This window comes from Haloarcula pellucida (assembly GCF_014647235.1).
GTDB lineage: Archaea > Halobacteriota > Halobacteria > Halobacteriales > Haloarculaceae > Haloarcula > Haloarcula pellucida.
In genome coordinates, this window is the sequence record NZ_BMOU01000007.1 from 56,601 (window position 1) to 80,422 (window position 23,822).

Below are 23,822 nucleotides of genomic sequence, written 5' to 3' on the forward strand. Positions count from 1 at the left end.
TCACCGGCCGTTTTTCCATGTTTTTGCAAGGGGGGGTGTCCGCAGCGAACGAAGTGAGCGAGGACACCCATCGCAGTAAAAAGTGGGTAGTGACAAACGACTTAACGTCGGGGTGAGTACACGGGCGTATGGCAGACAAACCGCAGTCAGGGACCTTGTTTGGCGTGCCGTACAATTTCGAGCGACCGAGCTTCAAGCGGTTAGTGTCGTCGTACTGGCAGCCCGGTGACGGGATGCTCGTCGAGAAACCGTTCGGCATCGGCTACACGCTGAACCTCGCCAACTGGCGGTCGTGGGTCGTCCTCCTCGTCGCCGGCGCCATGCTGTATCTCGAACGCAACAGCGGGTCCGAGGGCTTCGAGGACGAAGACGAGAAGGACGAACCCGTCGAAGTCGTCGTCGACTGAGACAGCGTCGACCGACAGCGGTCCACACGACGGACCGACGCTTCTTTTGTCGCCGCCCGCCCTGTCCCGGTATGCTCAATTTCGTGACGACCAACCCCGGGAAGGTCCGGGAGGCCACCGAGTATCTGGACGACGAGGTGGTTCAGTTCGACTTCGACTACCCCGAGATTCAGGCCGACGATCTGGGGGCGGTCGCGGCCCACGGCGCACGGTCGGCATACCGAGCCGCCGACGGGCCGGTCATCGTCGACGACGCCGGCCTGTTCATCGATACCTTCGACGGCTTCCCCGGTCCGTACTCCTCGTACGTCGAGGACACCGTCGGCGTCGAGGGCGTCTGGCGGATGACCGAACCCGAAGACGACCACGCCGCCGCGTTCAAGACGGTCATCGCCTACTGCGACGGCGGGGACTTCGCGGCGACGCCGGAACCGGGCGGGGTCGACCGTGGGGAGAGCGCGCCGGACGAGCGCCGGGGACAGGACCTCGCCAGCGACGAGCGCGGGGCCGCGACCACCGACGAGCAGGTGCAAGGCGGCGAGGAGTCGCTCCCGGTCAAGTTGTTCGAGGGGCGTGTTCCCGGCGAAATCGTCGCGCCGCGCGGTGACGGCGGGTTCGGGTTCGACCCCATCTTCGAACACGACGGTACGACGTTCGCCGAGATGAGCACCGAGGAGAAAAACGCCGTCTCCCACCGCGGGCGGGCGCTGGCGAAGTTCGCGGAGTGGTACGCCGAGCGATGAGCGAGGCGTACGTCGAAAGACGCGACTGCGTCTTTCGGAAGTTGCACCGACGGCGCGAAGCGACGGCGGTACACCCCAAACGACCGGACGGGCGTGAGGGGAACGCCGATCGATGAGCGAACGCGGCACGGCCCTGATTACGGGGGCGTCGGCGGGCATCGGCGAAGCGCTGGCTCGCGAGTTCGCCGGCCACGGCCACGACGTGGTGCTGGTGGCCCGGCGAGAGGAGCGCCTCGAATCGCTGGCCGCCGACCTCGAACGCGAGGGCGTGGCTGCCGAAACGGTCGCGATGGACCTCGACAGCGCCTCGGCGGCCGAGGAGCTACACGAGACAGTCACCGAGCGCGGCCTCGACGTCGATATCCTCGTCAACAACGTCGGCGTCGGCACCTACGGGCCGTTCGCCGAGAGCGACCTCGACGCCGAGCGCACCCAGTTGCGACTGAACGTCGTCTTGCCCGTCGAACTCACCCGACTGTTCCTCGACGAGTTCGACGGCGGCGGGAAGGTGTTGAACGTCGGCTCTGTCGCCGGGTTCCAGCCGGGACCGAACCTCGCGGGCTACTACGCCAGCAAGGCCTACGTCAACAGTTTCACCGAGGCTATCGCCGCGGAGTTGCGCGACGAGGTGGCCGTGACCCTGCTGTGTCCCGGCCCCGTCGACACCGAGTTCCAGTCCCGGGCCGGGATGGGCGACTCGGCGGTCGGTCGCCTCACCTCGAACACGCCCGAGGCCGTCGCCGAATCGTCCTACGAGGGGTTGATGGCCGGCGAGACGGTCGTGGTCCCGAGTCGGGCGATGCGGGTCGTGGATCTGCTGGGACGGGTGACGCCGCGGCCAGTCGTCCGCCGGGTCGCGGCGTGGGTCAACGGTGGGCGCTGAATCTCACGACTGAAAGCCGAGTCAGACAGGCGTGGTTCCCGTGGCAGAGCGGCCGTCCAGCCGACAGTCCCCTTTTCGAATTTCGAGAACGGCGCCGTGTATTGAAATACCGTACTGGCAAATACCGGCGTATGTCGAACACGTTCATCCGACGGTACAAGGGACTGATACGCAGGTCGCTCGACGTGTTCGGAGTCGCTGGCTCCGTCGAGCGGAAGGTACTGGCGGCCGTTGGCCTCCAGTTTGCGGCCTCGGTCGCACTCGCCGCCGTCGCGTTCCTCCTGAACGGTGTCGCACAGGTCGCTCTCACCGGACTGCTACTGACGGGCGCGACGGTGGCCTTCGCCAATACGGTGTTCATCACCCGCGAGGACTTCGTCGACCCGGTCGTCACGCTCTCGGAGCGTGCGGACCGCATCGCCGACGGTGAGGTCGACGTCGACGTGCCAGACAGCGACCGCGAGGACGAGGTAGCGAGTCTACTGGCCTCCTTCGTCGCCATGCAATCGTCGCTGGAGACGGTGTCCCGGCAGGCCGACGCGCTCTCGCGGCAGGCGTTCGACGACCCGGTCATGGACGAGGACGTCCCCGGCACCTTCGGGGAGTCACTGGACCGGATGGCGACCAACGTAGACGAGTACACGACCGAACTCCAGCAGATGACCGAGGACCTCGAACGCCGGTCTGCGGCGCTCTCGGAACTGGTGACGGCCTTCGGCGACGCGGCAGAGCAGGCGAAGACTGGTGATTTGACCGCGACTATCGACGCCGAGTTCGACGACGTCGACGAGGAGTTCCAGCGAGTCGTCGCCGATTACAACGACCTCGTGACGACGCTCGCCGACACCGTCGGCGAGGTGACCGCCTTCGCCGACGAGGTGGCCGAGACCAGCGACAGCGTCACCGAGAGCGTCGCCGAGATAGACCGGGCCAGCGACGAGATAGCCCGCTCGGTGCAGGAGATCTCCGCGGGCGCGAGCCAGCAGTCCGACCGTCACGACCGGGTCGCCGAGGACATGAACACGCTGTCGGCGACCGTCGAGGAGATAGCGGCCACCGCCGACGACGCCGCCCAGACGGCCGAACGGGCCGCGGCCCGTGGGCGGGAGGGTCGCGAGGAGGCCGCCGACGCGATCGAGGAACTGGAGACGATGACGGGCCGCATCGACGACATCGCCACGTCGGTCGACGGCCTCGTCGAGCAGATCGCCGAGATAGACGAGGTGGTCGACCTCATCACCGACGTGGCCGAGCAGACGAACATGCTGGCGCTGAACGCCTCCATCGAGGCGGCGCGGGCCGACGCCGAGGGCGACGGGTTCGCCGTCGTCGCCGACGAGGTGAAGTCACTGGCCGAGGAGACGCGCGACGCGGCAGCCGACGTCTCCGAGCGTATCGAGGCGGTCCAGACGGCCGCCAACGAGACGGTGAGCGACGTGGAAGCGACGAACGAGCGAGTCGCCGACAGCACCGACACCATCGAGTCGACGCTGCGGGACTTCGAGGACATCGTCGACGTGGTCGGCGAGGTCAACGACGCCATCCAGGAGATCTCCGACGCGACCGCCCAGCAGGCCGAAACGACACAGGAAGTCGTCGCGGCGGTCGACGAGGTAGCGGCCGTAAGCGACCAGACGAAGGCGGAGGCCGAGTCCGTCGCCGCCGCGACCCAGCAACAGACCGCGAGCATCTCCGAGGTGACCGACGAGGTCCGTTCCGTCGCCGACCGAACCGACGACCTGTACGACCTGCTGACGGCATTCGAGGTCGGCGACGGCGCTGCGAACCGGCAACGGGTGACGGCTGTCGCGTCGAGCGCCGACGACTAGGCCCGCGGGTCCCGGTCGGGACCGGGATACTCGCCGCCTTCGACGGCCTCGTACAGCGATGCCGGGTCGAACAGGCGGGCGAACGCGTCGGGCGACCGGACGCTCACCGGCATGTGTGGCTGAAGCGAGAGCCCGGCCTTCGCGCTCCGGAGACTCTCCTCGTAGGTGAGTAGGTGCGCTGCGTCGCCGCGATAGGCGGAGGCCAGCGCCGGGTGGTCGTCCTCGGGGTGTTCGACCGCTTCGCGTTCGCGCTCGATTCGCTCGCGCCACGCGTCTGCGAGCGAGGCGTCGCTCAGGTCCCGAATCACGGCCTCGCCGTCGTCCAGTAGCGGGTCGCTGGCGACGAGGGTGACCCACGAGTGTCGCCGGACGTGGTCGAGTGCATCGCGGGCAGGGTTGTCGTCACCACAGAGTACGTCCGCCGCGAGGACGTCGGCGTCGGCGACGACGCGGGCAGGCGCGGCCTCAGTCATCGTCGGCCTCCCCGCGGTGTGCCCGGAGTCGCTCTCGCACCGCGTCGACGCTCGTCTCGTGTGCCCGCGCTCGCTCGAACAGGTCAGCCCAACTCATGCGTGAGGGAACGACGGGCAAGGGAAAAAGCCGTGTCGTGTGCCGTCCGTCTGACGGGAGTTTATATCGGACGGGACTCTCCCCTCGATACGGGCGCGCAACGGCAATCTACACGCTGCTTGCGTGCTTGCAGCGCATCCCATCCTCCCGGCGCGCGCCCGGACACCGCACCCCCTTTCCGTTCTCGACCGAACCAGTCCGGACAGCTTCAGGTCCCGCCCTTGAGCGACGCCCGAACGTCGTCGAGGCCGTCGGGTGCAGCCATCACGGCGACGCTGTCGCCGGCCTCGATGACCGTCTGCGGGAGCGGAATCGTCATCGGTTCGTGGCTGCTGCCGTGGGCGTAGATGTGGGCGTCGCCCGGCAACTCCACCTCGACGACGCGCTTCCCGATGACCGGCGAGCCCTCGGGCACCTCGACGCTGGCGATAGACAGGCGTTCGGTCAGGTCCGCGAGGACGTTGAAGTCCCCGCCCAGCAGTGCCGTCTTTGCGCCGGCAGCGCCGAGACGTTCGGGGTAGATTATCTCGTCGACGTCGGCGGCGTACTTCTCGTAAATCTCCTCGCGGTAGTCGGCGTCGATGCGGAGGACGGTCCGACAGCCGTGTTCCTTGCCGATCATACAGGCCGTGAAGTTCGTGTTGAGGTCCCCGGTGAGGCCGCCGATGGCGTCGGCGGTGTCGATGCCGGCTTCTTCTAAGACCGACTCCTCGCTGCCGTCGCCGGCGACGACGGTGAACCCGTCGTCTCTGGCCCGGTCGACTTTCTCCGGTTCCCGTTCGACGATGACGACGTTGTGGCCTTCGCTCTGGAGGATGCGTGCGGTGCGGGTGCCGACGCGACCGTACCCGACGATGACGAACTTCATGGCGCGGGGTACGACAGCCAGGGATAAAAATGTGAACGTGTGACAGGGGCGTCAGCCGGCGGTTTCGTTGGCGACGGTGACGTTCCCCGCGTCGGTCACTGGCTGGCCGTCGGTCACGTAGGGACCGTCGTCGTCACCGGCGCTCGTGACGAAGTCGTACGTCTCGTCGTCCGTCGTCTCCAGATGCGGCATCGCGATGAGCGTCTGATTCTCGGTCAGAGTCGGCTCTTCGAACCCGACGCCGGGCACGTCGAACAGTTCGACGGTCACCTCGTCGTACTCGCCGGGTTCGAGGTACTCGGAGACGCCGATGACGCTCCCGACGACGTTGCCCTCCAGCAGGCTACTGTCGTGGACGACGACGTAGCCGCCCTCGGAGACGGAGACGTCGGTCACGACGACGCTCGTGCCCTCGGACGTCTGGTCGTCGAAGGTCACGCTGCCGGTCGGTGCGGCCGTCTCGTTCTCGTCCGTCTCGTTGTCGACGGGCGTCTCCGTCTCGTTGTCGTCCGCGCCGGCGACAGTGACGTTCGCGGCGTCGACCACGGGTTGACCGTCGGCGAGGAACGGGCCGTCGTCGGCACCGTCGCTGGCGACGAAGTCGTACGTCTCGTCACCCGTCGTCTCGTTGTGCGGCATCGCGATGAACGTCCCGTCTTCGGTCAGTGCCGTCTCGTTGAACTCGGCGCCCTCGACGTCGAACAGCGTGACCGTGACGTTCTCGTACTCGCCCGCTTCGAGGTACTCCGAGACGCCGACGACGCTCCCGACGACGTTGCCATCTAGCAGGCTACTGTCGTGAATCGTCACGTATCCGTCGCTCGGCACGACCAGTTCGTCGACGGTGACGGTCGTGCCGTCGGACTCCTGATCGTTCATCACGACCGAGGCGGTCTCCGGCCCCGGCTCTTCGACGGTAATCTCGGCGAACTGACCATCGTCGCGGGTGAACACGCTATGGACGTACGTGCCGGGCGAGGCACCCTCCGTCGAGACGTTGAACGTCACGTCCTCGTCGTCCTCGTCGTCGATAGTGACCGACTGCGTCTCGACCAGCGAGCCGGCGAGCCAGAACGAGACGTTCTGCGTGGTGTCGAAGTCGTTCGGGTTCTCCAGTTCGACGTCGACGGTGACCGTGTCACCGGCCTCGACGGTGTCGGGCGCGTCGAAGTCCTCGATAGTGAACGACTCCGAGACGACGAGTTCGGCCGTCTGTCCGTTCGAGCGGGTGAACACGCCGTGGCGGTAGTCACCGGGGTCGAGTCCCTCCGTGTCGGCGCTGAACGTGACGACTTGGCTCTCGCCGGGTTCGAGCGTGAGGACCGCCCGGTCGGCGACGGCACCACCGACTCGGAACTCGACCGGTTGCGTGCCGCGCTGGGCGCCGTCGTTGGTCACCTCCGCGGTGACAGTGACGGTCGACCCGGGTGCAGCGCTCTCGGGAGCCGACAGGATATCGACGGTGAACGACGCCGATTGGGCTGTCGGCCCGTCCTGTTGTTGTGGTGTTACTCCGGGGACGGCGGCGACTTGCGTGGCGACCGCGCCGGTGGCTATCAATGCGAGCAATACGGCGAGCGTTCTGGATCGTATCATGGCTTAATTCGTGTCGTCAGTGGGCCGACGACGCGAACGATGGGTAGGAAGGAGCGCCGATAAACGGCTCAGACAGTTCAGAATCGAAGGTGCGGCCAACCGATTGCTAAGGCAGAGTTAGCGAAAGAAAGACGAGCTTTGTCCGTGAGTCGCCGTCGGCGTGTCGCGGGAGGTCCGGTATCAGCCAGCGGATTCACCGGACGTGCCGGTCTCGGTGCCGGTCTCGGTGCCGGTCTCGGTGCCCGTCTCCGTCGACGTCTCGGTGCCGCCCTCGGTTGGCGTCTCCGTGCCGGTACCCGACTCGGTGGGCGTGGCGGTTTCGGTGCCGCCCTCGGTCGGCGTCTCCGTCTCGGTGGTTTCGTTCCCGGCGTCGGCGACAGTCACGTTCGCGCTGTCGGTCACCAGTTCGCCGTCGACGACGTACGGGCCGTCCTCCAGACTGAACGTACTGACGTAGTCGAACGTCTGGTTGTCGTTGCTGTCGACGTGGAGCATCGCCGTGAGGGTCTGGTCTTCGGTCAGCGTCACCTGCGGACCCTCGTCGGCCGTCTCGGTGGCCGTCTCGGTGGCCGTCTCGGTTCCCGTCTCAGTTGTCGTCTCGGTTCCCGTCTCAGTTGTCGTCTCGGTTCCCGTCTCAGTTGCCGTCTCGGTTCCCGTCTCGGTGGCCGTCTCGGTTCCCGTCTCAGTTCCCGTCTCAGTTCCCGTCTCGGTTCCCGTCTCGTTCGCTGCGGTCTCGTTATCCGTCGCCTCGTCGTCCGTCGTCTCCGGACCGAAGTCGGCGCCGGGGACGTCGTACAGCGTGATGGTCACTTCGTCGTACTCGCCGGGTTCGAGATACTCCGAGACGCCGATAGCGCTGTTGAGCGCGTCACCGCCCTGCAGTAGTTCGTCGTGGATGACGACGTACCCGCCGTCCGGGACCGTGACGTTCGACACCGTCACGGTCGTCCCGTCGGACTCCTGGTCGTCGAACGTGACCGAGGGCGTGAGAGTCGTCTGGTTGGCTGTCGTCTCGTTGTCCGCCTGTGTCGCGGTGTCTGTCTCCGATGTGTCCTGCTGTGCCGTCATACCGGGTACCGCAACCACCGCTTGCGCGGCGAGCATCCCGGTCACAAGGACAGCCAAAAACACAGCGACGAATTTAGTCCGTGTCATGTGAATCAGTAGCGTCAGTTCGTCGATGACGCGGGCGGTGGGACACGAGTCGGACCGATAAACCGCCACGACCGTTCAGAATCGAAGAGAGAGCCATCCGAGCGCAAGGCACACGTTAGCGCTCGAAAGGTCGGCTTTGCCGGCCGGCTTTCGACACGCGTTTACGCGGCGGCGGCCGACGGTACGACGATGCGAGTGACGTTCCTCGGGACGAGCGGTGCCATCCCGACGACCCAGCGAAACACAAGCAGTATCTTCGTCAACCGCGAGGGCGACTACCTCCTCTTTGACTGCGGCGAAGGCACCCAGCGCCAGATGATGCGCTACGGCACCGGGTTCGCCGTCGACCACCTCTTCGTCACCCACCTCCACGGCGACCACGTGCTTGGGATTCCGGGCCTCCTCCAGACGTTCGACTTCAACGACCGCGAGGACCCCGTCGCCATCCACACGCCGGCGGGCACCCGCGGGAACGTCAAGCAACTCATCGAGGCCAACGGGACCACCCCCTCCTACCCGGTCCGTATCAACGAGGTGTCGGCCGGCGATACCGTCCTGGAGCGCCCGGAGTACGAGATACGGGCCATCGCGACCGAACACCGCTGTGCCTCTGTCGGGTACGTCCTCGCCGAGGACGACCGCAAGGGCGAGTTCGACCGCCAGAAGGCCGAGGAGGTACTGGGCATCCCGCCGGGACCGAAGTACTCGAAACTCCACCGCGGCGAGGCCGTCGAACACGACGGCCGGACCGTCCAGCCCGAGGAAGTCGTCGGCCCGTCGCGGCCCGGTCGGACGGTCGTCTACACCGGCGACACACTCCCGACCCAGTCGGTCATCGAGGCCAGCGAGGGGGCAGACCTGCTGGTCCACGATGCCACCTTCGCCGAGGACCGGAAGGAACGGGCGAAGGCGACGGCCCACTCTACCGCGAAAGAGGCCGCCGACGTGGCCCAGCAAGCGGGCGTCCGGTCGCTGGCGCTGACCCACATCTCGACGCGCTACGCCGGACGGGCCGGCACACTCGCCGGGGAGGCCCGCGAGCGCTTCGACGGCGAGGCCTTCGTCGCCGAGGACGGGATGGAGCGCCACGTCCAGTTCCCCGACAGCGAGTAGGGCGCACCGACCGCAGATAGCGCGACATTTATTCATGCACGGCGTTGGTACGTACCAATGACATACCGGATGGTACACGTCGGCCTCGGCGGACAGGGTCGACACTGGGCAACCGAGGCGATTCCACCCAACGTCGACGCCGGCCGTATCGAAGTCGTGGCGGCCGTCGATATGGACCCCGAACGCCTCGAACGCGCCGAGACAGACCTCGACCTCTCTCCCGAGCGCTGTTACACCGACCTCGAGACCGCCCTCTCGGAGCGTGATGCGGACTTCTGTTCCGTCGTCACGCCGCCAGCGGCCCACGAACCCGTCATCGAGACGGCGCTGGACCACGGCCTCGACATCATCTCCGAGAAACCCATCGCCGACACGCTGGAAGGGTCGGTCCGCATCGCTCGGAAGGTCCGCGAGGCCGACGCGAAGATGGGCGTCACGATGAGCCACCGCTACGATCAGGACAAGACGACCTTCCGGCGCGCGCTCACAGAGGCCGGCCCCATCGACTACCTCACCGCCCGCTACACCGGGAACGTCCGCGAGCGTGGCCTCTACTCCGAGTACGTTCACGAGATGGGGGACATGCTGTTGCTCGACGGCGCCATTCACCACTTGGACATGCTCCGTGCGTTCGCCGACGCCCGCTGTGAGCGCGTCTACGCCGAGACGTGGGTTCCCGACGGCGCCGACTACGAAGGCGACTGCACCGGCCTCGTCACCCTCCACTTCGAGGACGGTACCCGCGCGCAGTACGAGGGGAGTTACGCCAACGCGACGACGCTCAACGGGTGGGGCCACGAGCAGTTCCGCGCCGAGTGCAAGGACGAGACCGTCGTCCTCGACAACCGCGAGGTCGAGCGGTTCCCCTTCGACCCGGACCGCGTGGGCAACTGGGAGGGCGTCCGGAAGGGCGACGGTCAGCAGGTACCGCCCGCCGAACGGCCCCTCTGGGAGAACGCGTGGCTCATCGAGCAGTTCTGCGAATGGCTGGACGGCGGCGACCCGATGGCCACCCGCGTCGAGGAGACCCTCCAGTCGATGGCCATCGTCTTCGCCGCCATCGAGAGCAGCGAGCGCGGCGAAGCCGTGAACGTTCAGGCTCTCTTGGACGACGCCCGCCAGAACGCCTAGGACGAGTACGAATTGCTGTATCTGTTGCGGCAACGGCCGTGAACAGCCAGAAAGTCCCGACCGAATCAGGCGGGACTGAAAGGTACCACCAGCGTGGTGGTCGGCACAGTCGACCGCCCACGCTCCGAGAAGACGGCTGACGGAAACCGCAGGGACGAACGGAGTGATGCCGAGGACCGCAACGAAGCCCTCGACCGGGGAGAACGGGGCTTTCTGGCCGTTGTATCCGCAGTCCGAACGAGCGACACAGACGAGAGTCACGCCTCCGGCGAGAAGATGTCCTCGATGGCGCAGTCGTAGTGGTCGGCCAGCGCGAACGCCAGTTCCAGCGAGGGGTCGTAGCGGTCGCGTTCCAGCGCGTTGATAGTCTGGCGGGTGACGCCGACGGCGGCCGCGAGGTCCGCCTGACTCTCGCCGCGGCCCTCGCGGAGGGCGGGCAGGCGGTTGTTCATCGCTTCGACCGGGCGACGGCGACCATGAGCCCCCAGATGGCGAACAGACCGGCGACGAACCAGCCCAGATGCGCCAGCCAGAGGGGCCACTCGACGACGCCCAGCGCCCGCAGGGCCGTCAGCGTCGGGAAGACGACGGCCGAACTCATCCCGACGGCGGCGACGGTGTTGGCGCCGGCTTCCTGAAAGACGGTCGTGTCGCGCTCGTCGAACATGACGACCGACGAGCGGTGTTGCAGGGCGGTCGCGCCGAGCGCCCCCAGCGCGAACGCGCCGACGCCGACGAGCGGATACCCGGCGGCGATGAGCAGGGCGAATACGAGGCCGGCGGCGGCCCAGAGCCCGAAGTACGTGCGTCGATACGTCGTCGTGGTGTGTGCGGTTGCGGTCATCGGGAACCACGTAAAGCGGCCTTTCCGTAAAGCTCGCTTTACGTGTAAAACGTGCTTTACACACGAACTTAAAATTTGTCGTCACGCTACCGGCGGATCCGACCGTCAGCACTCTCACGCCGACCGGTGAACCGACCCACGGGACTCGTACTCCATCTCCGTCGTCACGGCGTCGGCAGTCTCGGCGCCCCACTCACGCTCGACGAGGTGGACCGCGAGGTCCAGTCCCGAGGTGACGCCGCCAGCGGTGAGGACGTCGCCGTCGTCGACGACGCGGGCGTCGACAACCGCGGCGGCCGTCTCGCGCAGGTCGTCGAGTGCGCCGCGGTGGGTGACGGCAGGGCGTCCGTCCAGCACGCCGGCACGGGCGAGGAGCATCCCGCCGGTGCAGACCCCCGCGATAGTCGCCCCTCGCTCGTGAGCGGCCGCGATGGCGTCGGGCAGGTCACCCCGGTCGGCCTCCGTGCGTGCGCCTGCCTCGCTCCCGTCGTTCCACCCGCCGCCCGGAACCACGAGGAGGTCCGGGTCAGTGTCGGCGAGTGGCCCGTCTACGTCGATTGTGAGGCCGTGGCTGGCGGTGACCGTCGACTGGTCATCGACCGTCCGGAGCGTCACGTCCCACGTCGCACCGAACCGGGTGGCGTTCTCGAACACCTCGTAGGGGCCGATTGCGTCCAGTTCGTCGAAGCCGTCGTAACAGACGATTGCGACCGTCTCCATACCGGATGGACGAGGCCGGCGGCCAAAGCCGTGTGGGACAGCGAACCACACTATCCCCACGCTCTTTGTCGTCGCCGGCGAGACGTCTCGTATGTCCCACCCGTTCCACATCGTCGACGTGTTCGCCCGCGAGCGCTACGCCGGCAACCAGTTGGCCGTCGTCACCGACGCCGGCGACCGCTCGACGGAGACGATGCAAGCCATCGCCAGCGAGATGGACTACTCCGAGACGACGTTCGTCACCGGACCACCCGAAAACGGCGCGTGGCCGGTGCGCATCTTCACGCCCAATAGCGAGATTCCGTTCGCCGGCCATCCGACGCTGGGGACCGCCCACGTGATTCGAGAGCACCTCGCCGACGACCGACCGGCGACGGTGACGCTCGACCTCGGCGTGGGCGAGGTGCCGGTCGAGGCGCGGGAGGACGGGACGCTGTGGATGACGCAGCGGACCCCGGAGTTCGGCGATCGACTCGACCACGCCGCGCTGGCCGAGGTGCTGGGCCTGCCGCGGGAGGCGCTCGACGACCGCTGGCCCGTGCGGGTGGTCTCGACCGGCCTGCCGACCATCGTCGTCCCGCTGACCGACCGCGAGGCGCTGACGAGCATCGACCTCGACCGCGCGGCCTACGACCGGGTGACCGGCGACCGCGAGGCAAAGAACGTGCTGGCGTTCGCGCCCGACGCACGGCGCGAGGAGAACGACCTCGCGGACCGCGTGTTCGCGCCGTTCTACGACGTGCCCGAAGACCCGGCGACTGGCTCCTCGAACGGCTGTCTCGCCGCGTACCTCGCTCGCACCGAGTACCGCGGCAGCCCCGTCGTCGACGTTCGGGTCGAACAGGGCTACGAGATGGGGCGGCCGTCGCTCCTCTCCCTCCACGCCGACGCGAGCGCGGGCGACGACGTTCACGTCGCGGTCGGCGGGGGCGTGGTGCCGGTGGCGACCGGCGAGTTGCTCGACCCGTAGTCACGACACGCGCGAGACGCCGACCGGGGCGGCCAGATGTCGCGGTCAGTTGAGCCACGGATTGTCGACCGTCTCGAACCGGTGGCCACAAGACGGGCATTCGACGAGTTGCGGCCCGTCGCTGGCGCTCACGACCGGGAAGCGGTGGCTCCACGTCAGGTGCCCACACTCGGGACAGCGGCGGACGACGGGCGGAATCATGGCGAAGTCGGGCCGTAGACTGTGTGGCCGTACGCTCCGGCCGTGCAAGTCGTTGGCGGGCGACGCCCGCTGTCGCTCGCGACGCTCACCGTTCCGTCGAGAGTTTTCGCTTCGCTCAGACTCTCGCTACTGCTCGCGGCTACCGCCGCTCGCAATCCGAGGTTCTTCACTGCGTTCGGAACCTCGCTACTCCGCGGTTCCCTGCGGTCCCCGCTCCGTCGAGGGTCTTCGCTTCGCTCAGACCCTCGCTACTCACGGCTCACTGCGTTCCCCGTTCGTCTTCCGGGATTCCTCGCTGTACTCGGACTCCCGCTACTGCTCGCGGCTACCGCCGCTCGCAACCCGAGGCCCCTCGTTTCACTCGGCGCCTCGCTACTCGTGCCCGTACACTGCCACCGGCTCGTACGGTTCTTCGAGGTAGGCCACGTCCGACGCCGAGAGGTCGATATCCAGCGCTTCGACGGCGGCCTCCAGATGCTCGATGCTGGAGGTGCCGACGATGGGCGTGGTGACGTCGTCGTTCTGAAACTGCCACGCCAGCGCGATTTGGGCCATCGTCACGCCGTAGTCGGCCGCGAGTTCCTGTACGCGCTCGTTTATCTCCTCACTGCCCGGTCCCTCGGCGTATGGCACCTCGGCCTCCTCGCTCTCGTGGACGCCGCGGGTCGTCGACTCGAACTCCTCGTGGGGGCGCGTGAGATAGCCCGCGCCGAGCGGGCTCCACGGCATGACGCCGACGTTCTCCCGGTCACAGAGCGGGTACATCTCGCGTTCCTCCTCGCGGTAGGCCAGATGGTAGAGGTCCTGCATCGTCTCGAAACGCGCCAGACCCTCCCGCTCACTGACGTGGAGCGCGCGCTGGAACTGGTGGGCCCACATCGAGGAGGCACCGACGTGACGGACCTGCCCGCGGCGGACGGCATCGTCCAGCGCCCGCAGCGTCGTCTCGATGGGCGTATCGTAGTCCCAGCGGTGGATCTGGTAGAGGTCGACGGTGTCCATCCCCAACCGGTCGAGCGAGTTCGACAGTTCCTGCTCGATGGTCTTCCGGGAGAGACCGCGGGCGTTTCGGTGGTCGCTCGCGCCGGGAAACCGGACCTTCGTGGCGACGACCTGCTCGTCGCGGTCGTAGTCGGCGAGGACGTCGCCGAGAATCTGCTCGCTCTCGCCGGCCGAGTAGACGTTCGCGGTGTCGAAGAAGTTCACACCCAGTTCGATGGCGCGCTCTAACAGGTCGCGGCTCTCGTCTTCGTCCAGCATCCACTCGCGGTCGCTTCCGAAGCTCATACAGCCGAGACAGATTTTACTGACTTCGATACCGGTCGAGCCGAGCGTCGTGTACTCCATGGGCGGAGCAACGGCCGGGCACTCAAAACAGTTCGGGCGGTCCGTGCCCGTCTGTTCCGGTTAGCGGTAGCAGTGTCAGAACGTCCCGGTGCTCTCGGCACCGCGACGCGCTACGCGCTTTGCGTGGGCCGTCGTCGGGTCGCTGAGAGTGCGGCCGCACAGCCGGCCCGTTCGAGCAGCCAGCCTCGGGAGGCGTTCCGACTGTCTGCATCGCGCTGCTCCGTGGCGTCCCGTCACTACACACCGCCCGCCGCTCGGTCCGTCGGTCAGCCAGTGCCGGCCACCGCTGCTATGCGACGGCCGGTGGAACTCGATGGCCACCCCGCTGCCACCTTTTTCCACCTCGGGTGGCCGTCGGCCACCACTCGGCGCAAAAACGTGGGCGAAAAAGCGCGAATCCCACAGCGATTCGCGTGCGTGCGCCCTCAAATCCGGTGGAACTCGATGGCCGCGCCCTGTCCGAACCCGACACACTCCGTCGCGAGACCGAGTTCGGCGTCGCGTTTCTGCATCTCGTGGACGAGCGTCACCGGCAGGCGGGCGCCCGACGCGCCGAGGGGGTGACCGATGGCGATGGCACCGCCGTTGACGTTGTAGATATCGTCGTCGAAGCCCAGTTCACGCTGGCAGTACAGGCACTGGGAGGCGAAGGCCTCGTTCAGTTCGACGAGGTCGTAGGCGCCGGTGTCACGGCCAGTGCGCTCGGCCAGTTGACGCACCGCGGGGACCGGGCCGATGCCCATCACCGTCGGGTCGACGCCGGCCACCTCGTGGGCACCGATTTCGGCCATCACGTCGAGGCCGCGTTCCTCGGCGAACTCCCGAGAGGTGACCAGCAGGCCGGCCGCGCCGTCCGAGACTTGGGAGGCGTTGCCCGGCGTGACCGTCCCGTCGGACTTGAACACCGTCGGCAGGCCGGCGAGCGTCTCTACGTCGGTGTCCCGGCGGATGCCCTCGTCCTCCTCGACGCGGCCCTCGTCCGTGCCGATGGGGACGAGTTCGTCGTCGAACCGCCCCGAATCGGTCGCCTCGGCGGCGCGCTGGTGGCTTCGGACGGCGTACTCGTCCTGTTCGCGCCGGGCGACGTCCTTCTCCTCGGCGACCTTCTCGGCGGTCATCCCCATCTGGAGTTCGCCGATGTTGTAGAGTTCGGCGAGTCGCGGGTGGACGTTGTGGGTGTTCTCGCCCATCGGCACGCGGGACATCGACTCGACGCCACCGGCGATGAGCACGTCACGCTGGCCGGCCGCGACGGCGTCGGCGGCCCGCATCAGCGCCTCCGCGGAAGAGGCACACCAGCGGTTGATAGTCGACGCCGGAACGCTCTCGCCGAGGTCCGACAGCAGGGCGACGACCCGAGCCACGTTGTTACCCTGCTCGCCGCGTTGCTGGGCACACCCCCAGAGCAGGTCGTCGACCTCGTCGCTCTCGACGCCGGTACTCGCGAGCAACTGGTTGACGAGCGGAACCGAGAGGTCCTCGCTACGTACGCCCGCGAGTGCGCCGTCCTCTTTCCCTTGTGGCGTCCGGACCGCATCTACGATGACCGGTGTCGGCATGGACAGGACAACGACATGGGCCGTGTTAAAAGCTCACAAACTCGGAACCGCGGGGCCCGAGTTGTCTCCCGTTCAGGCCGAGGACTCGTCGGCGTCGAATCCCGGCGGCAGACCGGTGTGTTTGATGCCCGCCCAGTCGTCGGCGGTGAACCGGTAGACGACGACCGCCTCGGATTCGCGGGCCGCCTCGAACACGTCCGGCCGCCACGCCGTCTCGAGGACGTCTCGTATCGCCTCCCACTGCGGCTCTGGGACGCGCTCTACGGTCCCCGTCAACAGGACGCTCTCCCAGTTGAAGGCGGACTGGGCGGTGTAGGTCAGGAACCGAACCGTCTCGGCTCGCTCTATCAACGTACGCTTCCGGCTATCGGGGCCGCCGACGAACGTGAAGTACAGCGTCGACGCCCCGTCGTAGCCGAACGACATCGGCACGACGTAGGGCGCGTCGTCGGCGGGAAGCGCCAGGACGCCCATCCGCTGGGTCGAGACGAAGTCGTGCATCTCCTCGTCGCTCATCTTCGTCAGACCGTACTGCTCCATGTCCTCAATTGTCATGGCATTGTAAATTCGTCGCTCCGGAGCATAAGCGTTCGCCGGCTAATGACGGGTGTTTTGTCGTGGAGCGACGACCAGACGGTCAGTAGGCCACCGAGCGGTCGGCATCTGCCGGTCGATGCCGGTGGACCGACTGTGTCGCCGCCGGCGCTTCGAGTCACTTATCCCGGTCGCGTGGCAACGTAGGTGGGAATGAGCAACCCGGAACTGGACGTCGTCGAGTTCCTGTTGACGACAGCCATCTATAGCGAGCGACAGGACCTCGACCCAGACGACCTGCCCCCGGCCTACCGGGCGGTGTTCTGGAGCGACGGTGATATCGAGCGACCGCTGTCGGCGACGAACACGACTGCGAGCGAAGCGACCGGCGTCGAACGGCCGTGGAGCGCCGTCTCGGGCCTGATGTTTACCGACCGCGACGACTTCTCCGGAGCCATCTCCTTCACCGATCAGGAGATGGCCGAGGAGTGGTACATCGAGCGAGTCGACGCCGACCGTCTCGAACGCAACCCCGTGCTCGTAGCGGCCTTCGGCAACGAGTTCGACCTGGACTACGAGACGGCACGCGCCACGAACCGCCCCGCGCGCGCCGATCGCGCGTTCATCGATGCGATGCTGGAGGAGGCGTTCGACAGCGACGACGAGGACGACGAGGAGATGCTGGACCTCGTCGACGTGCGCGCCCCCGCCGAGGTCGAGACGACGCTGAACGACCTCGTGCTGACGCCCGACCAGGAGGGCGAGATCCAGAAGATAGTGAAGGCCATCGAGCACCGAGACTACCTCGCCCAGATCGGTCTGCGCGAAATCGGGAAACTGCTGTTCGTCGGCCCGCCGGGCACCGGCAAGACCAGCGTCGCACGGGCGCTCGCCCACGACTTGGACCTCCCGTTCGTCGAGGTGAAACTGTCGATGATTACGAGCCAGTACCTCGGCGAGACGGCCAAAAACGTCGAGAAGGTGTTCGAGGTGGCCAAACGGCTCTCGCCGTGTATCCTCTTTATGGACGAGTTCGACTTCGTCGCGAAGACGCGGTCGTCTGACGAACACGCCGCGATCAAACGCGCCGTCAACACCCTGCTGAAGAGCATCGACGAGATCTCGCTGATTCAGGACGAGGTGTTGCTCATCGGCGCGACCAACCACCCCGACCAACTCGACGCGGCGGCGTGGCGGCGCTTCGACGAAATCGTCAACTTCCCCAAACCCGACCGCAGCATGCGTGCGGACATCCTCCGCATCGTCACCCGGGAGATGGACATCACCGACTTCGACCCGGACACGCTTGCAGAACTCACCGAGGGGCTGACCGGGAGTGACCTCCGGATGGTGCTCCGCGAGGCGGTGTTAGAGGCTCTGACCGAGGAGCGCACGACGCTCACGCAGGCGGACCTCGAAGACGCCATCAAGGACTTCGAGGAGCGTGACAACCTGAAGAACATGGACATGATAGACGGAGACCACGACGCCCTCGTCGCCGGCGGGGACTTCTCCGAGGACGCCGACGCAGCGAGCGACGGCGGCCACAGCCACGACCACGACCACTGATCGGTCAGGTCTCGGGCAGGCGACGGACGATGACCACGTCGTAGGCCGCGTCGGTGCTGATGCGGCCGGCGACGCTGCCGAGCGTCGTGACGAGTCGACCGGCGTTGGCCGACCCGACGAACACCATCGACGCGTCGTTGTGCCGTGCGAACTTCCGTATCGGCTTTGCGATGCGGTTCCCGGTCGCCTCCCTGACGCAGGTCTCGTACTCGAACGCCGCGTCGGGCGCGATGTCGTGGACCGAGCGCTCCAGTGACGCGGCGATGGCCTCGAGGTCGAACGGTTCCTCGGGACCGAGCCATCCCGCCTCCCGGGCGTAGTCGACGTTGTTGTTCGGGACGACGGAGATCACGAGGACGTCCTCCTCGAGGGCGTCGGCGAACTCACGGGCGCGGACGAGGGCCGCGCGAGCGTGCGTCGAGTCGTCGAACGGAACGACGAATGTCATACTGCACCCGTAGTCACGGAGCCGTATAGTTCGTTAGTTCGGCACGGAAAGTGAGTACACGCCACTCCCGCCGTAGTGGCGATCCCATCGGCGAGACAGACATTTATGCCGCTCGGTGTCATTTGACACACTCATGGGAGACGACGTGTTCACAGACACCGACGAGACGGCCGACGACTGGGTCGACGTCCGCATGACCGACCCCGAAGAGGGCGAGTGGGACATCGACGTGGTCGTCGCCGAGGGGCAGGTGGAGTTCGTCGACTTGCGTATCCGGCCGGCCCTGCTCTCGGGGTTCATCGAGTGTCTCGTCGACGACGTGGCCGAGGCACGAGCGAAGACGATTATCGCCGACGCCGCCAATCGGCACGGACTGGACCCCGGGGATTTCGTGGCCGAGGAGTAGAAAGGGTCGTCGCGGTCGACACGTCCCCGCCTCGTGCGTCAGCGTCCAGGCGAGACGTCCTCGTCTGGTGTCAACGCCCGGTCGAGACGCTGGTCGACTCGCTGGCCGTCTCGCCGGCGGCGTCGCGCACCGTCACCGTGACGGTGTACGTCTCGCCGGCGCCCTTCTTTATCGACGCCACGAGCGATCCGCCGGCACTGCTGCCGGCGACGGACTGCGTGACCGACTCCACGGTCCGACCGCCGCCGTCACGCACCGTCACCGTGACCGAGTCGAGGTCACCGTCGACGTCGCTCACGCGCCAGTCGACGTCGAGTTCGACGTGGGGGTTCGGCGGACTGGTGTCGCGGGCCGACAGCGAGTCGACGGCCGGCGGCGACGCCGCGCGGTCGGTACCGAACGTCCGGACTGCACCGGTGTCGCTCGCTCCGTCCGGCGTCGTGACGACGGCACGGTACTCGTAGTCGGTGCCCGGTGACAGACCGGAGAGTGACACCGCGAACGGCCCGGCGTTGGTGTGCGTCTCGTTGGGCGCGGCCGTCCACGCGTCCGTGCCGGCCTGTCGGTACTGCACGGTGACGGTAGCCTCGTCGGCCCCGCCGAGACTGGTGAGGTTGCCACCGACCGTGGCCGTCGTCTCGCCGACGCTCGACGCCGCACCGGTGGTGACGGCGGGGTCGGAGATGGTCGTCACCGTTCGGACGGCGCCGCGGTCGCCGTCGCCGTCGGTGGTGCTGGCGATGGCGCGGTACTCGTAGGTCGTCCCGGGCGACAGCGCACCCACCGTGGCCGAGAACGTGCCGTCGGAGGCCAGCGTCGCGTCGGCACGGTCCCAGTTCTCGGCGCCAATCTGCCGGTACTCGAAGGCGACGACCTCGGGACTAGCGCCGCCGAAGTCGGCTATCTCGCCGGTGAGCGTCGCGTTCGTCCGGGTGACGTCGGTCGCCGCGCCGGTCAGGACACGCACCGGGTCGTCGGTCCGGAACGTCGACCGGGCGCTGAGCGCCTCGTCGCCGTCGGCGGCGCGGATAGTCACCCGATACTCGTAGTCGGTGGCCGCCGAGAGGCCAGCGACCTGTTCGGCGACCGGTCCGGTGGTCCCTATCTGCCGTTCGTCGGTGTACGTCCAGCTATCGGCCGACTGCGGCTTGTACTCGAACTGAACGAGCGCCGCCGTCGCCCCGCCGAGGTCCGTGACGTTCGCCCGGAGCGTCGCGGCGCTCTCGTTGACGCCCGTGGCCCCTGTCGCGACCACGTCGGGGCGGTCGCGGAGCGTCGTGAACGTCCGCACGTCGCCGGTTGCGACCGATCCGTTGGCCGTCGCCGCGGCGTAGTACTCGTACTCGGTCTCCGGGTGGAGGTCCGTCAGTTCGACGTACTGCAGGCCCGTCGTCGTCACGTTAGTGACCCGTTCACGTTGCCAGTCGCTGGTCCCGTTGGGTCGATAGTAGACACTGACGGTCGCCGTCTCGTCGTCCGGCAACCGTGTCACGTTTGCCCCGGTGACCATCGACGTCTCGGAGAGCGGGTCCGCCCACGCAGTCTGTACGGCGAGGTCGTCTGTGCTCGTCGCGGCCGCCGCCGTCGTCACGCCGGCCCCAGCGGCCACGAGACCGACGGTGAGCAGGAGTGCGACCACGACTGTGCGCGCTCCAGTTGCTGTGTGCTGTTGCATCGAACTCTCGTTCACAGTTATTCGATATAAAATTTTCATCGGTGCTGTAACGTCGAAGATGGGTTTCCGGGCGGGGTTCCGAGGCGCGACCTTTTTCCACGGCAGTCACGGAGTGTGACGCGATGGAGGTCACGCTGCTGGGCACCGGCGACACGACGGGCACGCCGACGGTCGACTGCGACTGTGAGACCTGCGAGCGCGCCCACGACCCCGGCCCGGAACTTCGCGAGCGACTGCGCGAGCGAGGCGTCGACCCGAGCGAGGGCGTCGAGCGCTCTCGCTTCTCGGTGTACGTCCGGAACGAGGAGACCGGCGAGTCCCTCCTCGTGGACGCCAGTCCGGACTTCCGCCACCAGTTTCTCACGCAGGACGTGGGACTCCCCGACGCGGCCATCGTCACGCACGTCCACTTCGACCATCTGGACGGATTGGGCAACGCCTACCGCCTGTTCGACGACCTCCCGGTGTACGCCGCCGACGAGACGGACCCGGTCACCGGCGAGAGCGTCGCCGAGGGGATACGGAGTCGCTACGACTACCTCGACACCGTCTCCGTCCACCCGCAGACGCCCCACGAACCGTTCACCGTCGCCGGGCTGGAGGTGACGCTCGTGCCCGTCGAACACCCGCCGCTGCTGTGTTACGGCCTCCGCATCGAGGAACCGGAGAGCGGCGCGGTGCTTTCCATCTCGGGGGACACCTGCTACGAGATTCCCGACCGCTCGAAGGCCGCGCTCTCGGGTGCCGACCTCGCGCTGGTCGAGGGCATCGTCCACGAGGAGGCCTGCGAGTTCCACCCGAAGGGCGGCGCTCACCACGACGAGGACGGCGTGCCGCGGACGTTCGGCACGAAGCACATGACCCTGCCCGGTGCGCGGGACTTCGCCGACGATATCGACGCCGAATCGTACCGCATCGTCCACACGGCCCACTACGTCCCCGCCGACCGGGCGTTCGCCGACGACATCGCCGTCGACGGCGAGTGTTTCTCGCTGTGAGGGCGGCCGATTCGGCTACGTGAAAGCGACCGCACACTTTTGTGCGGTGGAATCACACACGACAGCATGGACAGGCGTGGTATCGCGGAGACCGTCGGGGCGGCGCTGGTCAGCGGCGGCCTCGCCGTCGTCGGGTTGTGGCTGTTCGCCGACTACGTCGACTGGGTCCTCGTCGTCGGCCTCGTCGCCTGCGTCGCCATCGCCACGGCCGCGAACTACCGCGCCCGGACCGGCCACGCCGAGAACGTCGCGGCGGAGGCCCCGGCGGAGACAGCCGACAACTACGAGGGCCACACACAGACCGCGACCGGCGACGGCGGGACCGTCTCCGACGACTGGACCCGCGACGGCCCGGCCGACGCCGAGAGCGACCGTGTCCAGTAAGTACGGGCGACGCTATCGGTCGCTGTGGACCGCACGTGGCCGTATCCGCTGGTGGGCGGGCTAGTGGCGTTTCTCGTCTCGGTGAGCGGCGACCTCCTCGCGACCGGCGAGGTGGCGTGGGCGGTAGACGCCGTCGTCGCGTTCGCGCTGGCGCTGGCGGTCGACCACCAGTTCCGGACTGCGAGGTGGCGCGAGTGAGTCACAGGAACCGGTCGAGCCCCGTCTGTCGCCGCCGCGTCCCCGCCGGATCGGGGTCCCACGGCGTGCGCTCGGCCCGGAGCGCCTCGCCGTCGACGGTCGGCGCGTCGGCCTTCTCGTGTCCCTCGCAGTCGGGGCCGCACTCCTCGCTCGCCCGAACGGGACGGTCCTTCCACGTACAGTGGGGGATTCCGTCCGCATCGGGCGAGCAGTTCGCACACGGCGGATAGTCGAAGCTCCGCCACCCCTTTCCGTAGGCGCGCTCGGCGAGTCGGGTCCGGGCGCTGGCCTTCTCGGCGGCCGAGACGACGCGCACGTCCGCCCGGAGCGGCTTTCGCTCTCGGAGTTCGACGCCCGCCTCGTCGGTCGGGAGGTCGGTCGCCTCGCGGACGATCTCGCGGTCGCCGCTCTCGGGGTCGAACCGCCAGACGCCGACTTCATCGGGGATGCGGTTGAGGTGGGCGCGCGTGACGTAGTCGGCCGTCGCCAGCACGACCCGGTCGACGAGCGCCAGCGAGACGTCGGTTCGCAACTGCGTCTGGAGGTCACCCGGCCGGTCGAGGTCCGGTTTGTTCTCGATAGCGGTGATGCCCTCGATCCAGTCTGGGTAGCGGGCGGTCTGGCGGACGTAGGTGCGCCCGCCGTGTCGCTCGCGCTCGAAGAAGCCCCGCTCTATCGCCAGTTCGGTCGCCCGCTCGGCGCGGTCGGGGTGACAGTCGAAGGCGTCCTTCCAGTAGCGCGCCCGCCCCGGACCCACGTCGGCCTCGATAGCGGTCGTCGGGAGACGCTCGGGCGTGATGGCGGCCCGCCGAGAGACGGCGTCGGTCGGGTGGACGACGACGGTATCGAGGACTCGTCGACCGTGGACGTGACCGCCTAGCTGCCGGCTGACGAGGTGGCCCTCGCGTTCGAGGGCCGCACACAGCGCCAGTTCGAAGCCGAACTCCCGCACGGGCAGAGACAGGGGCGAGAGCGATAAAAGGGGCGCGCTCAACGCCGTCATCGTCGAGTCCCCCGTGGCTTCCCATGGGGCTTCCGCCCGCGCTACGTCGGCTGTCCCACCGGTTCGGGACGCCGTCGGCATGGCCGCCCAGCGGATGGTCGAGATTCACACGGTGTGTGCATCGACGGCGCCCCGGAGAACGCCAGTGCGTCGCCGACGATGTGAGAAGGGGGTCCTTTCAGGTCGTGAAGTCGTCACCGAGCGTTTATTACGGCACAGAGAATCGGTCGGAGTGTATGGGGCTGGTGACAGCAGATGGGAACGGGGAGAGACGTGAGTGAGCGCCGGTACCGGGTGCTCGTCGTCGACGACGACCCGATGGTCGCGACGCTCGTCGCCGAGTACCTCGAACACCTCGACGGCGACCTGTCGGTGACCTACACGACTGCACCGACGACGGCCTTAGAGCGACTGGACGACTCGTTCGACTGCGTCGTGACCGACTACGAGATGCCGGTGATGGACGGCGTGACGCTGGTAGAACAGACCGACGTCGACGTCGGGGCCGTCCTGTACACGGCGACCGACGAGAGCGGCGTCGCGACGGCCGCGAAATCGGTCGGCGCAGCGTACATGCGAAAGCGGTCGAACACCGACCACTACGTCGACCTCGCCGAACTGGTCCGAAAACAGGCCGCGACGTAGCGCCGCCGAGCGAACCGTACACGCGA

General features: G+C 67.5%; 27 protein-coding genes. 13 read left to right on the forward strand and 14 right to left on the reverse strand.

Features of this window, described 5'->3' with window-relative positions:
• The first annotated feature begins 128 nt into the window (after positions 1–128).
• From IEY28_RS18695 to IEY28_RS18710, 4 genes are all read left to right on the forward strand, one after another.
• Positions 129–407, forward strand: a complete 279-nt coding sequence (locus IEY28_RS18695; protein ID WP_189001499.1) for a DUF5808 domain-containing protein — start codon at positions 129–131, stop codon at positions 405–407.
• Positions 408–478: 71 nt separating this feature from the next.
• The gene (locus tag IEY28_RS18700; protein ID WP_189001501.1) at positions 479–1,150 is read left to right on the forward strand and encodes a non-canonical purine NTP pyrophosphatase; all 672 of its coding nucleotides are present in this window, start codon (positions 479–481) and stop codon (positions 1,148–1,150) included.
• Between the two features lie 112 nt (positions 1,151–1,262).
• Positions 1,263–2,033 carry an SDR family NAD(P)-dependent oxidoreductase gene (locus IEY28_RS18705; protein WP_189001503.1) on the forward strand — a complete coding sequence of 257 codons (771 nt, stop codon included), beginning with the start codon at positions 1,263–1,265 and terminating at the stop codon, positions 2,031–2,033.
• Between the two features lie 131 nt (positions 2,034–2,164).
• Positions 2,165–3,862: a methyl-accepting chemotaxis protein gene (locus IEY28_RS18710; RefSeq protein WP_189001505.1), complete on the forward strand. Its 1,698-nt coding sequence runs from the start codon at positions 2,165–2,167 to the stop codon at positions 3,860–3,862.
• Here the strand turns inward: IEY28_RS18710 and IEY28_RS18715 are convergent.
• From IEY28_RS18715 to IEY28_RS18730, 4 genes are all read right to left on the reverse strand, one after another.
• Entirely contained in the window at positions 3,859–4,335 is a 477-nt protein-coding gene (locus IEY28_RS18715) for a DUF7384 family protein (protein WP_189001507.1), read from the reverse strand. The two genes, IEY28_RS18710 and IEY28_RS18715, sit on opposite strands and share 4 nt — an antisense overlap.
• A gap of 305 nt (positions 4,336–4,640) precedes the next feature.
• Positions 4,641–5,300, reverse strand: a complete 660-nt coding sequence (locus tag IEY28_RS18720) for a potassium channel family protein (protein WP_189001508.1) — start codon at positions 5,298–5,300, stop codon at positions 4,641–4,643.
• Positions 5,301–5,351: 51 nt separating this feature from the next.
• On the reverse strand, positions 5,352–6,896 hold the full coding sequence (locus IEY28_RS18725) for a DUF7282 domain-containing protein (protein WP_189001509.1): 1,545 nt from the start codon (positions 6,894–6,896) through the stop codon (positions 5,352–5,354).
• Between the two features lie 180 nt (positions 6,897–7,076).
• Positions 7,077–7,964 carry a DUF7282 domain-containing protein gene (locus IEY28_RS18730; RefSeq protein WP_189001510.1) on the reverse strand — a complete coding sequence of 296 codons (888 nt, stop codon included), beginning with the start codon at positions 7,962–7,964 and terminating at the stop codon, positions 7,077–7,079.
• A gap of 276 nt (positions 7,965–8,240) precedes the next feature.
• On the opposite strand from IEY28_RS18730, the gene rnz reads away from it, so the two are divergent.
• Complete coding sequence (gene rnz / locus IEY28_RS18735) at positions 8,241–9,164, forward strand: ribonuclease Z (protein ID WP_189001511.1); 924 nt, start codon at positions 8,241–8,243, stop codon at positions 9,162–9,164.
• A 57-nt stretch (positions 9,165–9,221) separates the two neighbouring features.
• The gene (locus IEY28_RS18740) at positions 9,222–10,295 is read left to right on the forward strand and encodes a Gfo/Idh/MocA family protein (protein WP_189001512.1); all 1,074 of its coding nucleotides are present in this window, start codon (positions 9,222–9,224) and stop codon (positions 10,293–10,295) included.
• 257 nt (positions 10,296–10,552) lie between these two features.
• On the opposite strand, the gene IEY28_RS18745 is transcribed toward IEY28_RS18740, so the two are convergent.
• From IEY28_RS18745 to IEY28_RS18755, 3 genes are all read right to left on the reverse strand, one after another.
• Positions 10,553–10,747, reverse strand: coding sequence for a helix-turn-helix transcriptional regulator (locus IEY28_RS18745; protein WP_166967036.1), 195 nt, complete (start codon positions 10,745–10,747; stop codon positions 10,553–10,555).
• On the reverse strand, positions 10,744–11,139 hold the full coding sequence (locus IEY28_RS18750) for a DUF2178 domain-containing protein (protein WP_189001513.1): 396 nt from the start codon (positions 11,137–11,139) through the stop codon (positions 10,744–10,746). Before IEY28_RS18750 ends, IEY28_RS18745 begins: the two co-directional genes overlap by 4 nt.
• Positions 11,140–11,253: 114 nt before the next feature.
• Entirely contained in the window at positions 11,254–11,859 is a 606-nt protein-coding gene (locus IEY28_RS18755; RefSeq protein ID WP_189001514.1) for a DJ-1/PfpI family protein, read from the reverse strand.
• 91 nt (positions 11,860–11,950) lie between these two features.
• On the opposite strand from IEY28_RS18755, the gene IEY28_RS18760 reads away from it, so the two are divergent.
• Positions 11,951–12,829: a PhzF family phenazine biosynthesis protein gene (locus IEY28_RS18760; RefSeq protein ID WP_189001515.1), complete on the forward strand. Its 879-nt coding sequence runs from the start codon at positions 11,951–11,953 to the stop codon at positions 12,827–12,829.
• A gap of 45 nt (positions 12,830–12,874) precedes the next feature.
• Here IEY28_RS18760 and IEY28_RS18765 read toward each other — a convergent pair whose 3' ends face one another.
• From IEY28_RS18765 to IEY28_RS18780, 4 genes are all read right to left on the reverse strand, one after another.
• Complete coding sequence (locus IEY28_RS18765) at positions 12,875–13,030, reverse strand: hypothetical protein (RefSeq protein WP_166967044.1); 156 nt, start codon at positions 13,028–13,030, stop codon at positions 12,875–12,877.
• Between the two features lie 372 nt (positions 13,031–13,402).
• The gene (locus IEY28_RS18770) at positions 13,403–14,377 is read right to left on the reverse strand and encodes an aldo/keto reductase (RefSeq protein WP_189001517.1); all 975 of its coding nucleotides are present in this window, start codon (positions 14,375–14,377) and stop codon (positions 13,403–13,405) included.
• Positions 14,378–14,802: 425 nt separating this feature from the next.
• The gene (locus IEY28_RS18775) at positions 14,803–15,936 is read right to left on the reverse strand and encodes a thiolase family protein (RefSeq protein WP_189001518.1); all 1,134 of its coding nucleotides are present in this window, start codon (positions 15,934–15,936) and stop codon (positions 14,803–14,805) included.
• Positions 15,937–16,008: 72 nt separating this feature from the next.
• Positions 16,009–16,491, reverse strand: a complete 483-nt coding sequence (locus IEY28_RS18780) for a pyridoxamine 5'-phosphate oxidase family protein (RefSeq protein ID WP_189001521.1) — start codon at positions 16,489–16,491, stop codon at positions 16,009–16,011.
• A gap of 192 nt (positions 16,492–16,683) precedes the next feature.
• Here IEY28_RS18780 and IEY28_RS18785 point away from each other — a divergent pair, with 192 nt between their 5' ends.
• Entirely contained in the window at positions 16,684–18,039 is a 1,356-nt protein-coding gene (locus IEY28_RS18785; RefSeq protein ID WP_189001523.1) for an ATP-binding protein, read from the forward strand.
• A gap of 4 nt (positions 18,040–18,043) precedes the next feature.
• Here IEY28_RS18785 and IEY28_RS18790 read toward each other — a convergent pair whose 3' ends face one another.
• Positions 18,044–18,487 carry a universal stress protein gene (locus IEY28_RS18790; protein ID WP_189001525.1) on the reverse strand — a complete coding sequence of 148 codons (444 nt, stop codon included), beginning with the start codon at positions 18,485–18,487 and terminating at the stop codon, positions 18,044–18,046.
• A gap of 133 nt (positions 18,488–18,620) precedes the next feature.
• Between IEY28_RS18790 and IEY28_RS18795 the strand changes: the two genes are divergently transcribed.
• On the forward strand, positions 18,621–18,893 hold the full coding sequence (locus IEY28_RS18795) for a hypothetical protein (RefSeq protein WP_189001527.1): 273 nt from the start codon (positions 18,621–18,623) through the stop codon (positions 18,891–18,893).
• A 70-nt stretch (positions 18,894–18,963) separates the two neighbouring features.
• Here IEY28_RS18795 and IEY28_RS18800 read toward each other — a convergent pair whose 3' ends face one another.
• Positions 18,964–20,568: a fibronectin type III domain-containing protein gene (locus tag IEY28_RS18800; RefSeq protein WP_189001528.1), complete on the reverse strand. Its 1,605-nt coding sequence runs from the start codon at positions 20,566–20,568 to the stop codon at positions 18,964–18,966.
• 122 nt (positions 20,569–20,690) lie between these two features.
• Between IEY28_RS18800 and IEY28_RS18805 the strand changes: the two genes are divergently transcribed.
• From IEY28_RS18805 to IEY28_RS18815, 3 genes are all read left to right on the forward strand, one after another.
• Positions 20,691–21,566 (forward strand): MBL fold metallo-hydrolase, encoded by an 876-nt coding sequence (locus tag IEY28_RS18805; protein ID WP_189001530.1) that lies wholly within the window; start codon positions 20,691–20,693, stop codon positions 21,564–21,566.
• Between the two features lie 66 nt (positions 21,567–21,632).
• On the forward strand, positions 21,633–21,950 hold the full coding sequence (locus tag IEY28_RS18810; protein WP_189001531.1) for a hypothetical protein: 318 nt from the start codon (positions 21,633–21,635) through the stop codon (positions 21,948–21,950).
• A gap of 24 nt (positions 21,951–21,974) precedes the next feature.
• Positions 21,975–22,148: a hypothetical protein gene (locus tag IEY28_RS18815; RefSeq protein WP_189001533.1), complete on the forward strand. Its 174-nt coding sequence runs from the start codon at positions 21,975–21,977 to the stop codon at positions 22,146–22,148.
• A 1-nt stretch (position 22,149) separates the two neighbouring features.
• Here the strand turns inward: IEY28_RS18815 and IEY28_RS18820 are convergent, their stop codons facing one another.
• Complete coding sequence (locus tag IEY28_RS18820; protein WP_189001535.1) at positions 22,150–23,100, reverse strand: DUF5787 family protein; 951 nt, start codon at positions 23,098–23,100, stop codon at positions 22,150–22,152.
• Positions 23,101–23,406: 306 nt separating this feature from the next.
• On the opposite strand from IEY28_RS18820, the gene IEY28_RS18825 reads away from it, so the two are divergent.
• A complete protein-coding gene (locus tag IEY28_RS18825; RefSeq protein ID WP_189001537.1) occupies positions 23,407–23,796 on the forward strand; it encodes a response regulator in 390 nt (129 codons plus the stop codon).
• Positions 23,797–23,822 lie beyond the last annotated feature (26 nt).